The sequence below is a fragment of the Streptomyces sp. NPDC045968 genome (genome assembly GCF_056430475.1).
Map to the genome: position 1 here is coordinate 60,483 of NZ_JBWKLF010000007.1, position 11,740 is coordinate 72,222.

Annotated in this window: 9 protein-coding genes; 3 read left to right on the forward strand and 6 right to left on the reverse strand. The window is 71.1% G+C overall.

Annotation, left to right across the window (positions count from 1 at the left end; genetic code table 11):
* Nucleotides 1–207 precede the first annotated feature (207 nt).
* Nucleotides 208–1,404, reverse strand: a complete 1,197-nt coding sequence (locus tag AC07FA_RS20795) for an ROK family protein (RefSeq protein ID WP_479077310.1) — start codon at nt 1,402–1,404, stop codon at nt 208–210.
* A 137-nt stretch (nt 1,405–1,541) separates the two neighbouring features.
* Here AC07FA_RS20795 and AC07FA_RS20800 point away from each other — a divergent pair, with 137 nt between their 5' ends.
* From AC07FA_RS20800 to AC07FA_RS20810, 3 genes are all read left to right on the forward strand, one after another.
* Nucleotides 1,542–2,771 (forward strand): MFS transporter, encoded by a 1,230-nt coding sequence (locus AC07FA_RS20800; RefSeq protein WP_479077311.1) that lies wholly within the window; start codon nt 1,542–1,544, stop codon nt 2,769–2,771.
* Nucleotides 2,772–2,944: 173 nt separating this feature from the next.
* Nucleotides 2,945–4,339, forward strand: a complete 1,395-nt coding sequence (locus tag AC07FA_RS20805; protein ID WP_479077312.1) for a uracil-xanthine permease family protein — start codon at nt 2,945–2,947, stop codon at nt 4,337–4,339.
* Between the two features lie 84 nt (nt 4,340–4,423).
* Nucleotides 4,424–5,122 carry a DUF5995 family protein gene (locus AC07FA_RS20810; RefSeq protein WP_479077313.1) on the forward strand — a complete coding sequence of 233 codons (699 nt, stop codon included), beginning with the start codon at nt 4,424–4,426 and terminating at the stop codon, nt 5,120–5,122.
* A 76-nt stretch (nt 5,123–5,198) separates the two neighbouring features.
* Here AC07FA_RS20810 and AC07FA_RS20815 read toward each other — a convergent pair whose 3' ends face one another.
* The 5 genes from AC07FA_RS20815 to AC07FA_RS20835 form a co-directional block, all read right to left on the reverse strand.
* Nucleotides 5,199–6,890 (reverse strand): flavin monoamine oxidase family protein, encoded by a 1,692-nt coding sequence (locus AC07FA_RS20815; RefSeq protein WP_479077315.1) that lies wholly within the window; start codon nt 6,888–6,890, stop codon nt 5,199–5,201.
* 56 nt (nt 6,891–6,946) lie between these two features.
* The gene (locus AC07FA_RS20820; RefSeq protein ID WP_479077317.1) at nt 6,947–7,744 is read right to left on the reverse strand and encodes a carbon-nitrogen hydrolase family protein; all 798 of its coding nucleotides are present in this window, start codon (nt 7,742–7,744) and stop codon (nt 6,947–6,949) included.
* Between the two features lie 250 nt (nt 7,745–7,994).
* On the reverse strand, nt 7,995–8,453 hold the full coding sequence (locus AC07FA_RS20825) for an Lrp/AsnC family transcriptional regulator (RefSeq protein ID WP_328909025.1): 459 nt from the start codon (nt 8,451–8,453) through the stop codon (nt 7,995–7,997).
* A 117-nt stretch (nt 8,454–8,570) separates the two neighbouring features.
* Nucleotides 8,571–10,028, reverse strand: a complete 1,458-nt coding sequence (locus AC07FA_RS20830) for an aldehyde dehydrogenase family protein (RefSeq protein ID WP_479077319.1) — start codon at nt 10,026–10,028, stop codon at nt 8,571–8,573.
* Between the two features lie 180 nt (nt 10,029–10,208).
* The gene (locus tag AC07FA_RS20835; RefSeq protein WP_479077321.1) at nt 10,209–11,675 is read right to left on the reverse strand and encodes a GuaB1 family IMP dehydrogenase-related protein; all 1,467 of its coding nucleotides are present in this window, start codon (nt 11,673–11,675) and stop codon (nt 10,209–10,211) included.
* Nucleotides 11,676–11,740: the final 65 nt, after the last annotated feature.

Sequence of the window (11,740 nt, forward strand, 5' to 3'; positions counted from 1 at the left end):
GAAGAGGGGCGAAACGCACAGGACCCGGGGGGATGGGAGGCTATGACAGCACCGGTGTCCACCCCCCCCCCCCCCCCCCCCCCTTTTCCTCCCCCCCCCCCCCCCCCCCCCCCCCACGGCCATGTGCGGCCCGGGGGCGGCACAAGCGTCAGCCCCCAGGGCCTTCTCGACGGCGATCACGGCACGGTCCACGCCCGCGGAGGCGTGTCAGCCGCCCGGGGCGAACAGCGCCTCCTGGGCGGCCTCGCGTGCCACCACCAGCGCCCCGCGCAGCACCGCCGCCCCGCCGAGCGCCCCCGCCCTGACCTCCGTGGGCAGCGGGGACAGCCTGGCCAGCCGCTCCTCGACCCGCGAGGCCAGTTCGGCGCCGCCCGCGTGGCCCACCTCGCCCGCCAGGACCACACAGCCCGGGTCGAGCACCGAGACCACGGCGGCGGCCCCCAGCGCGACGCGGTCGGCGAGTGCGTCCAGGAAGGCGTCGCCGTTCGCGGCCCCCGCCAGGGCGGCGCGGACCGCGTGGACCGCTGCCGGGTCCTGTTCGCCGCCGTGCGCACCCGCCGGTGCGGCCGCCGGGACGCCGTGCGCGGCGGCCAGTTCGCAGACGGCGGCCGAGCCCGCCAGGGAGTGGAACCCTCCGTCGCAGCTGACGGCCGAGGGAACCCCTGTCGCCCCCGGTACGGGCAGGAAGCCGATCTCGCCCGCACCGCCGGAGGCTCCGCGGCGCAGCTTGCCGTCCAGCATGACGGCGGCGCCGATGCCGTGGCCGAGCCAGAACAGGACGAAGGTGTCGCGGCCGCGGGCCGCGCCGACGCGTAGTTCCGCTACGGCCGCGAGGTTGGTCTCGTTCTCCACGAGCACGGTGGCGGGCTGCCGCTGCTGGAGTGCGGCGACGAGCCCGCGGTGCCAGGCGGGCAGGCCGGTGGTGTCGCGGAGCTCCCCGGTGGCCGGGTCGATCAGCCCGGGGGCGCCGATGCCGACGCTGTGCAGGGGCGCGGGGCCCGCCCGGCGTGCCGTGCGTTCCAGCAGCGCGACGGCCTGCTCGATGGCCGGCCCGGTCCCGGTGCCGCCGTCGATGGGCAGGGTGTCCTCGGCGAGCGTCACCCCGAGGAGGTCGGAGACGACGACGGCGACGCTGTCGGTACGCACGTCCAGGGCGGCGAGGTGGGCACGGTCGGCGACGATCCCGTACAGCCGGGCGTTGGGCCCGCGTCGCTCCGCGCCGCTCTCTCCGACCACCCGGATGAGCCCGGCCCCCTGGAGACGCTCGACGAGGTCGGCGACCGTGGGGCGGGAGAGGCCGGTGAGCGCTTTCAGTTGCGTGGCCGTCAGGGGACCGTCCCGCTGGAGCAGTTCCAGGGCGAGCCGGTCGTTGATGACCCGGGCGGTGCTCGGTGAAGCGGGCATGCCGCGATCCTTCCAGATCCTGCCGCGCGGATACCGTCTATTTATCAGGCAGGGTTCCTGATAGTTTACGCCACGCGTTGTGGAGACGGCTGCCGGGACCTCGGTGAGCCACCATTCCCAGGGGAGGGCACGGCGGTATGACGACGGATTCCACCAACACGGTCTTCGGCACGGAGCAGGTGAGGCGGGCCAGGATCGCGGTCGCCGCGGTCTTCACCGTGCACGGAGCGGTGACCGGCAGCTTCGCCACCCGGGTGCCCTGGATCCAGGACCACGCCTCGGTGAGCGCGGGGCAGCTCGGCCTCGCCCTCGCCTTCCCCGCCGTCGGAGCCTCGATCGCCATGCCGCTGGCGGGCCGCGTCAGTCACCGCTTCGGCGCCAGGACCGCGCTGCGCGGGCTGCTCGTGCTCTGGACGATGGCGCTGATCCTGCCGGCCCTGGCCCCGAACCTCGTGACGCTCTGCGCGGCGCTCTTCGTGTACGGGGCGACGGCCGGCATGTCGGACGTGGCGATGAACGCGCTCGGCGTCGAGGTGGAGAACCGGCTCGACAAGTCGATCATGTCCGGGCTGCACGGGATGTGGAGCGTCGGCGCCCTGATCGGTTCGGCGGCGGGCACGGTCGCCGCCCACCTGGGCGCCGACGCCAGGCTGCACCACACGATCGCCGCCCTCGTGCTCACGGCGCTCGGGCTGCTCGCCTGCCAGGGCGTGCTTGACCTGCGCAGCGAGGCGGACGAGGAGCCGCCGCCGCGCTTCACGCTGCCGCCGAAGTCGGCGCTGGTCATCGGCGCGGTGGGCTTCTGCGCGGTGTTCGCCGAGGGAGCCAGCCTGGACTGGTCGGCGGTCTACCTCCGGGACGTCATGGGCAGTTCGGCGGGGCTGGCCGCCGCGTCGACGACTGCGTTCGCGCTGACCATGGCGGTGGCGAGGATCGCCGGCGACAAGGTCGTGGACCGCTTCGGCGCGGTCAGGACGGTCCGGGTCGGCGGTGTGCTCGCGACGGCGGGCGGCCTCCTGGTGGTCCTGTCACCGAACGCGGTCCTGGCCATGTGCGGCTTCGGACTGCTCGGCCTCGGGGTCGCCGTCGTCGTCCCGCTGGCGTTCGCCGCCGCGGGGCGCAGCGGCCCCCACCCGAGCCAGGCCATCGCGGGCGTCGCCACCATCACGTACACCTCCGGGCTCATCGCCCCCTCCGCGATCGGTTCGCTGGCGGAGGCGACCTCGCTGGTCGTGTCGTTCGGTCTGGTGACGGTGCTGGCGTTCGGCCTGGTGCTGGGAGCGGGAGTGCTCAGGGGAGCCGACCGCACGTCCACGGCCGGCGGCGCACCCGGCCCGTCACCGGCGAAGGCCGGGACCGGGACCTGAGGCCGGACCGGGACCTGAGACCGCCGGGACCGGGGCCTGCTCCGGTTCCGGCACCCGGGGTGCTGCGCGAGTACGGCAGCCTGCGGCACTAACATGGCGCTGATCTTTTCCGCGGGTGAACACTCCGCACGGCATACGCGGTGAACACTCCGCACGGACAACAGGGAGCAACCATGGGCGGCCTCGGCGTGCGCTGGACCTTGCACGGCGACGGGAAGACCCCCGCTCCGGGGGCCGTCGTGCGCCCCGACGAGCGGCTCTCCTGGCCCCGTACGTTCGGACTGGGCGCCCAGCACGTGGTGGCCATGTTCGGCGCGTCGTTCGTCGCGCCGGTGCTGATGGGCCTGGACCCGAACCTCGCGATCATGATGTCCGGCGTCGCCACGGTGATCTTCCTGCTGGCTACCAAGGGCAGGGTGCCCAGCTATCTCGGCTGTTCGCTCTCCTTCGTCGGTGTCGCCGCGACGATCCGGGCGAGCGGCGGCAGCAGCGCGACCGTCACGGGCGCCGTCCTCGTGGTGGGCGCGGTGCTGTTCCTGGTGGGGCTCGCGGTGCAGCGGTTCGGCGCGCGGATCATCCACGCGGCGATGCCGCCGGTGGTGACCGGCGCGGTCGTCATGCTGATCGGTTTCAACCTGGCGCCCGTCACGGCGTCGACGTACTGGCCGCAGGACCAGTGGACGGCGCTCCTGGTGATGCTGTTCACCGGACTGGCCGTGGTCTGTCTGCGTGGGTTCTTCTCCCGGATCGCGATCTTCCTCGGTCTGGTCTTCGGCTACGTCCTGTCCTGGGCGCTCGACCGGATCTTCGGGAAGATCCACTCCCCCGCGGGCGGCGCCGAGTCCGTCGACCACTGGCGCCTGGACCTCTCCGCCGTCTCGCACGCCGACTGGATCGGGCTCCCGTCCTTCCACGCGCCCAGCTTCGAGTGGTCCGCGATCCTGGTGGCCCTGCCGGTCGTGATCGCGCTGGTCGCGGAGAACGCCGGCCATGTGAAGGCCGTCGGCGAGATGACCGGTGACTCGCTCGACGACAAGCTGGGCACCGCCATCGCGGCCGACGGCGCCGCCTCCATGCTGTCCACCGCGGTGGGCGGCCCGCCGAACACCACGTACTCCGAGAACATCGGCGTGATGGCCGCGACGCGGGTCTACTCCACCGCCGCCTACTGGGCCGCCGCGTGTTTCGCCCTGCTCTTCGGGCTCTGCCCCAAGTTCGGCGCGGTCGTCGCCGCGATCCCCGGCGGCGTGCTCGGCGGCATCACCGTCATCCTGTACGGCATGATCGGCCTCCTCGGTGCCCAGATCTGGACGAACGCCAAGGTCGATCTGCGTAACCCGCTCAACCTGGTGCCGGCCGCGGCGGGCATCATCATCGGCGTCGGCGGGGTCAGCCTGAAGATCACCGACAACTTCGAGCTGAGCGGCATCGCGCTCGGCACCATCGTCGTGATCACCGGTTACCACGTGCTGAGGGCCTTCGCGCCGGCCCACCTCAAGACCCAGGAGCCCCTGCTGGACTCGGGCACCTCCACGTACGACGAGGAGAAGCCCACCACGAAGGGCTGAGGCGTACGGGCGGATCTTCGCCCGTTCCGATGAACCCCCGGCCGGTCGGCGCCATGTCCGGCCCGGGGCTGGGACGCTGCCCGCATGGCGCAGTTCGAGCAGTACGCAGACCCGGCAGGCCCCGGCACCGCGACCGTGGACGTCCCCGCGGTGACCGGGCGGATGCGTGCCTTCCGCGCCGCCTGGCCGCCGCACGACGGACTCGCCGTCTTCAACCGGATCTATCTGGCGGTGTCGGAGACCCTGGGCCGCCGGAGCGGGGGGTTCGGCGCCGTGCCGGACACGCTGGACGTCCTGTTCGCGGGGCGCTATCTGACGGTGGTGGACACGGCCGCGGCGGGTCTGCGCCCGCCCGCGTGCTGGCGTCCGTTGTTCCAGTACCGGCGCCATCCCGGCGTACACCCCGCGCAGTTCGCGCTCGCGGGGATGAACGCGCACGTCGGCCACGACCTCGCGCTCGCCGTGGTGGACGCCTGCCATGCGCTCGGCTGCGCTCCGCCCGACCTGGAGGAGGAGTTCGAGCGGGCGGGCGATCTCCTCGCGATGCTGGACGAGCGCATCCTGGAGGACCTGGTCCCGGGGTCCGAGCTGCTGGAGGTCGCGGACCCGCTCACCCATCTGCTGGGCTCCTGGAGCCTGGAACGGGCCCGCGAAGCCTCCTGGTCGGCGGCCAGGGTGCTGTGGGAGCTGCGCGGATTCCCGCTGCTGGCCGAGGAGTTCAGGGAGCGGATGGACGCGGGAGCGGGACTGGTGGGGCGCTGCCTGCTCACGCCGCGCCGCTGACCCCTGCGGGGCGCGGCCGACGCGATCACCCGCCCGCACCGGCCGCGCCCCCGCCCCCGGACCGCGACGGCCGTCCTCAGTCCTCCGGAAGCTCCACCGGGCTGATCTCGTCGAACACGTCGCCGGGGCCGGGGTTCGTCCGGTCCGTGGCACCGCCGAACTGGGTCATCACACCCCACACGGCGTTGAGCGCGGTCTGCACGGCGCCCTCGGCCCATCCGGCCGTCCACGAGATGTCGTCGCCCGCGAGGAAGACACCCCGCTTGTCGGCGGGCAGCCGGTCCTGCATGAAGTGGGTGAACAGCCGTCGCTGGTAGCGGTAGTGGCCCGGCAGGTTGGCCTTGAACGCGCCCATGAAATAGGGCTCGTTCTCCCAGGAGACGGTGACCGGGTTGCCGATGATGTGCTTGCGGATGTCCACGTTCGGATAGATCTCGCCGAGCGACTTGAGCATGACGTCCATGCGCTCGTTCGGGGAGAGCGGCAGCCACTTCAGGCTGTCGTCGCACCAGGTGTACGAGAGGCAGATGACGGCCGGCTTGTCCGGGCCCTCGTCCAGGAGATACGTGCCCCGGGTCATCCGGTCCGTGAGCGTCATCGACATGGTGTCGCGCCCCGTCACCTCGTCCTTGTCCAGCCAGAACGGCCGGTCGACCGGGACGAACAGCTTGGACGACTCCATGTAGTGGGTGCGCTCCATCGCCGTCCAGTGGTCGATCGGGAAGAGCGCGTCGTCACAGGCGATCTTGGAGAGCAGCAGCCAGGACTGCGCGGTGAAGATCGCGGCACGGTACGTACGGATGTCGCCGCTCGCGTCGGTGACGGTGATCTTGTTGCCCGCGGTGCGGTTCAGCCGGGTCACGGCGGGGCGCGGCTCGCCGTCGTGCAGGGAGGCGAGTGACGTGCCGAGCGGCCAGTGGACGATCTTCTGCGGTTCGCGGTCCCAGAGGCGCAGCGGCAGCTGCTGGCTGCCGCCGACGATCCCGCGGTGGTGGTCGTCCGCCTCGCTGTAGACGACGCGCAGGATCTCCAGGATGGAGTTGGGGAAGTCGGTGTCCCAGCCGCCGGTGCCGAAGCCGACCTGACCGAAGATCTCACGGTGCCGGAAGGACTTGAAGGCCTCGGACTCGCAGAGGAATCCGTAGAAGGTCTGGTTGTCGAGCTTCTCGACGAGCTTCGCCCAGATCTCCCGGATGCGCGGAACGTCGCGCTCGCGCATCGCACGGTTCATGTCGGAGAAGTCCGCACCCTCCTCCAGGCAGGCGTTCCAAGCCTCCATGACGTCGCGGTAGACCTGCGGCAGGTCGGCGATCGTCTCCGCGTAGTGCGACTCGCCCTTGAGGTCGACGACCGTCGACGGGGTGGCCGGGGACAGCGGGTTGGGGAACGGCTTGGTCTCCAGGCCCACCAGGTCGATGTAGTGCTGGAGCGCCGTGGACGACGGCGGGAAGCGCATCGCGCCCATCTCGGCGGTCAGTTCGGGGTCGCAGCCCTCGAAGCCGACGGTACGCAGCCGGCCACCGATCTGGTCCGCCTCGTAGACGACGGGCTTGAGCCCCATCTTCATCAGCTCGTAGGCGGCGATGATGCCGGAGAGCCCACCGCCGATGACGGCGACCTCGGCGCCGTGCTCGGTGGCCGGGATCTGGCCGATGCCCGCCGGGTGGGCGAGGAAGTCGTCGTACGCGTAGGGGAAGTCCGGCCCGAACATGGTGATCGGAGGCTGCGCGTCGGTGTGCTGGACGGCGTTGGGCACCGTGGACGTCATGGGGTGGGGACTCCTTGCGCGAAACAGTGGAACGGGGTGTGGCGGAGGGGGCGGGCTCAGACGAGCGAGCCGTAGAGGCCGGGGCGGCGGTCGTTCAGATACGGGTTGGCGGCGCGCGAGGCGGTCAGCACCCCGGGATCGACCTCGCCGATGACGAGCTCCTCGCCACGCCCGGCACGGACCCGCACCGCACCGTCGGGGCCGGCCAGACAGCTCAGCCCGACGAACTCGAACTCGCCCTCCCGGCCGGTCCTGTTGACGTACGCCACGTACATCTGGCTCTCGAAGGCGCGTACCGGTACGACGGATTCGGCGACGAACTGGAAGGGGTGCATCTGCGCGGTCGGCACCAGCAGCAGACCGGTGCCGGCAAGGGCGTGCGCCCGGACGTTCTCCGGGAACTCGACGTCGTAGCAGATCAGCAGTCCGATGCGCACGCCATCGAGCTCGGCCTGCACCACGGGCTGCTCGCCGGGGGTGAACCACTCCTGCTCGAAGCAGCCGAAGAGGTGAGTCTTGCGGTAGTTCGCGAGCGCGGTCCCGTCCGGTCCGATGAGCTGCGCCGCGTTGTAGATCCGCTCGCCGTCACGCTCCGGGTAGCCGTAGAGCACCGCGATCCCGTGCCGTACGGCGAGGTCGGCGACGGCCTGCGCACCGGGCCCGTCGGAGGCTTCCGCCAGCCGGGGGACGGCGTCGCCGATGGCGTAGCCGGTCAGGAACATCTCGGGGCAGACGAGCAGCCGCGCCCCGGCCCCGGCGGCGCGCCCGGCGGCCTCGTCGAGGACCTTGAGATTCTCCTCCACGGCACCGGGCAGGCCGGAGCTCTGGAGCAGGGCGGTACGCAACGACGGCATGGCTGACCTCGGGCGGTGCGAGCGGGGTGGGGAGACGTATTGACGGTACGGCCCGCCGATCCCCACGGACAAGGCGCGACCGTTGCGACCCCGCGACGATCCATTGCGCCCGCCGACCCCACGACGGCGATTCATTGCGCAGGGCGTCTCCCCAGGTCAGAGGGGTGATCTGGGTCTCACCGGAACAACCCCGACCCCGCCGGTCGGCCCGGCGACCAGGGGCGAGGCGCCCGTCCCGGCGCCCCGCACGCTACGCGGGCGGCGACCCCGCCGAGTACCGCCGCAACAACGGCGACAGCACGAGCACGGACTTCGTCCGCTCCACGTACGGCTCGCCCGCGATCCGCTCCAGCACCTGCTCGAAGTGCCGCATGTCCGCGGCGAAGACCTGCACGATCGCGTCCGCCTCACCCGTGACCGTCGACGCGGACGCGACCTCCGGGTACACCGCGAGCCCGCGCTTGATCGCCTCCGGCGACGTGTTGCGGCTGCAGTAGATCTCGATGAACCCCTCGGTCTCCCAGCCCAGTGCCGCCGGGTCCACCCGCACGGTGAACCCCGTGATCGCGCCCTCGGCGCGCAGCCGGTCGACGCGGCGTTTCACGGCGGGGGCGGACAGCCCGACGAGCGCGCCGATGTCGGCGTAGGAGCGCCGGGCGTCTTCGGCGAGGGCGTGGACGATGCGTTCGTCGAGGTCGTTCAGGCGCACTTCGGGCGGTTCACTTCTCTGCGGGCCGGTTCGGGGGCGGCGGCACTGCCGCCGCCCCCGAAGTAGACCATGCGCGCCCGCCCGCGGCGCGCTCACCGCCACCGGGCGGTCAGAAGGTCAGAAGGGGAACTGCGACCGCCCGTGCTGCACGGAGATCCACTTCTGGGTGGTGAAGGCCTCGATCATCGACTCACCGTTCAGCCGTCCGAGACCCGACGCCTTCTCGCCGCCGAACGGGACGATGGGCTCGTCGTGGACCGTGCCGTCGTTGATGTGGATCATCCCGGTGTGGATGCGCTGCCCGACCCGCACACCGCGCTCGATGTTGCCGGTGTGCACGGCGCCGCTCAGCCCGTAGGGGGTGTCGTTGGCGATCCGTACCGCCTCGTCCTCGCCGTCGAACGGCACCAGCAGCGCGACGGGTCCGAAGATCTCCTGGTGCAGGACGGGCGAGTCGGCGGCGAGCCCGGTGAGCACGGACGGGCTCACCACGTTGCCGTCGGCCCGGCCGTGCAGCAGTGCCGTCGCACCGGCCTCCACGGTCTGGTCCACCAGCCTGGACACCGCGTCGGCCTGCGAGGAGTTGATCAGCGGGCCGATCTGGGTCGCCGGGTCGGCCGGGTCACCGACCCGCAGCGAGGCCACCTTGGCGACGAACTTCTCGGTGAACTCCTTCTCCACCGCGCGGTCGACCAGAATCCGGTTGGCGGCCATGCAGACCTGGCCCTGGTGGATGTACCGGCTGAAGACGGCCGCGTCGACGGCGTAGTCCACGTCGGCGTCGTCGAGCACGATGAGCGCGCTGTTGCCGCCCAGTTCGAGTACGGCGCGCTTGAGGTTCGCGGCACAGACCGTCGCGACGTGCCGGCCCACCTTGTCCGAGCCGGTGAAGGAGATGACCTGCGGGACGGGGTGCTCCAGCAGCGTGTCGCCGATCTCGGCGATGTCGGTGACCACCACGTTCAGGAGACCGGCGGGCAGACCCGCGTCCTCGAACACCTTGGCCAGCAGGGTGCCGCCGCAGATCGGGGTGTTCTGGTGCGGCTTGAGGACCACGGCGTTGCCGAGGGCCAGCGCCGGTGCGACCGACTTCAGGGACAGCAGGAAGGGGAAGTTGAAGGGGCTGATGACGCCGACGACACCGACGGGCACCCGGTAGACCCGGTTCTCCTTGCCCTCGGTCGGCGAGGGGAGTATCTGCCCGGCGGGCCGGAGCGCGAGCTGTATCGCCTCGCGCAGGAACTCCTTGGCCAGGTGTATCTCGAAGGCGGCCTTGAGCCGCGTGCCGCCCAGCTCCTCGACGATCGCCTCACCGATCTCGGCCTCGCGCTCCTCGACGATCCGCAGCGCCTTCTCCAGCACTCCCCGCCTGGCGTACGGGTTGGTGTCCGCCCACGCGTGCTGGGCCCGCTCGGCCGCACGGTAGGCCTGGTCCACCTCGTCGGCCGTGGCGACCGGGATCGACGCGAGCTTCTCCCCGTTGTACGGGTTGAAGTCGATGATGTCCCACGACCCCTTCCCCGGCCTCCACTCGCCGTCGATGTACTGATGGGCCAGGTCAGTGAAGAAGGACATGAGATCCCTTACCGCAGAGAGGCGGGCAGCTGATTGCGCTTCATATTACTTAACTTTCAACTGAGTTGCAGCTCCGGAAAGCGGCTCCGGAACAGGCCCGGACGGCCGGACGAGCCCACGCAAAAGCCCCTCCCGGCATCAATCACCGGGAGGGGCTCAGCTGTTACGGACGGGGCGGGATCAACTCCAGCTGGCGTGCAGCGGCTTGCCCTCGGCGTATCCGGCGGCGCTCTGCACGCCGACGACCGCCTTCTCCGCGAACTCCTCCAGGGAGGCGGCGCCCGCGTACGTGCAGGAGGAACGGACACCGGCGATGATCGAGTCGATCAGGTCCTCGACACCGGGCCGGGTCGGGTCCAGGAACATCCGCGACGTGGAGATGCCCTCCTCGAACAGCGCCTTGCGCGCGCGGTCGTACGCGGACTCCTCCGACGTACGGTTCTTCACCGCGCGGGCCGAGGCCATGCCGAAGGACTCCTTGTAGAAGCGGCCGTCGGCGGACTGCTGGAGGTCGCCCGGCGACTCGTACGTACCGGCGAACCAGGAGCCGATCATCACGTTGGACGCGCCGGCGGCGAGTGCCATCGCGACATCGCGCGGGTGACGGACACCGCCGTCGGCCCAGACGTGCTTGCCGTACTTCTTCGCCTCGGCCGCGCACTCCAGGACGGCGGAGAACTGGGGCCTGCCCACACCGGTCATCATCCGGGTGGTGCACATGGCGCCGGGCCCGACACCGACCTTGATGATGTCCGCGCCGGCCTCGATCAGGTCGCGTACACCTTCGGCGGCGACGATGTTGCCCGCGACGATCGGCACCTGCGGGTCGAGTGCCCGGACGGCCCGGACCGCGGCGATCATGGATTCCTGGTGGCCGTGCGCGGTGTCGACGACGAGCGTGTCCGCGCCCGCGTCGAGCAGCTGCTTCGCCTTGCCCGCGACGTCACCGTTGATGCCGACGGCGGCGGCGATGCGCAGCTTTCCGGCCGCGTCGGTGGCGGGGGTGTAGAGAGTGGCCCGCAGTGCGGCCTTACGGGTGAGGATGCCGACGAGCCTGCCGTCCGCGTCCACGGCGGGGGCGAGCTTGCGGTTGGCACCGTCGAGCTTGTTGAAGGCGTCGCGCGGGTCGATGTCCGCGTCGAGCAGGACCAGGTCCTTCGACATGACCTCGGAGAGCTGGGTGAAGCGGTCGACGCCGGTCAGGTCGTGCTCGGTGACGACACCGACGGGTCGGTACGCGTCGTCGATGACGACGCCCGCGCCGTGGGCGCGCTTGTGCAGCAGCGACAGGGCGTCCGCGACCGTCTGCCCCGGGGACAGCACGATCGGGGTGTCCAGCACGAGGTGGCGGGTCTTGACCCAGCTGATGACCTCGGTCACGACCTCCATCGGGATGTCCTGCGGGATGACGACGAGACCACCGCGGCGGGCGATGGTTTCGGCCATACGGCGGCCCGCGATCGCGGTCATGTTGGCGACGACGAGCGGGATGGTGGTGCCTGTTCCGTCGGGCGAGGAGAGATCCACACCCTGGCGGGACCCGACCGCCGAACGTCCGGGAACCATGAAGACATCGTCGTACGTGAGGTCGTACGGGACCGAGGGGGACTCTGTGTAGCGACCGGTGCCCGGCTCAAGAAAACGCATAACACTCATTTTTTCATACGAAACGGTGCAGGTCGTTTCCACGAAGACACAGCAAAAGACCCCCG

Coding starts and splice junctions, on each gene's coding strand:
- AC07FA_RS20810 (WP_479077313.1), top strand. CDS start 4,424: ATGGCGCAGTTCGAGCAGTACGCAGACCCGGCAGGCCCCGGCACCGCG.
- AC07FA_RS20795 (WP_479077310.1), bottom strand. CDS start 1,404: ATGCCCGCTTCACCGAGCACCGCCCGGGTCATCAACGACCGGCTCGCC.
- AC07FA_RS20835 (WP_479077321.1), bottom strand. CDS start 11,675: ATGCGTTTTCTTGAGCCGGGCACCGGTCGCTACACAGAGTCCCCCTCG.
- AC07FA_RS20820 (WP_479077317.1), bottom strand. CDS start 7,744: ATGCCGTCGTTGCGTACCGCCCTGCTCCAGAGCTCCGGCCTGCCCGGT.
- AC07FA_RS20800 (WP_479077311.1), top strand. CDS start 1,542: ATGACGACGGATTCCACCAACACGGTCTTCGGCACGGAGCAGGTGAGG.
- AC07FA_RS20805 (WP_479077312.1), top strand. CDS start 2,945: ATGGGCGGCCTCGGCGTGCGCTGGACCTTGCACGGCGACGGGAAGACC.
- AC07FA_RS20830 (WP_479077319.1), bottom strand. CDS start 10,028: ATGTCCTTCTTCACTGACCTGGCCCATCAGTACATCGACGGCGAGTGG.
- AC07FA_RS20815 (WP_479077315.1), bottom strand. CDS start 6,890: ATGACGTCCACGGTGCCCAACGCCGTCCAGCACACCGACGCGCAGCCT.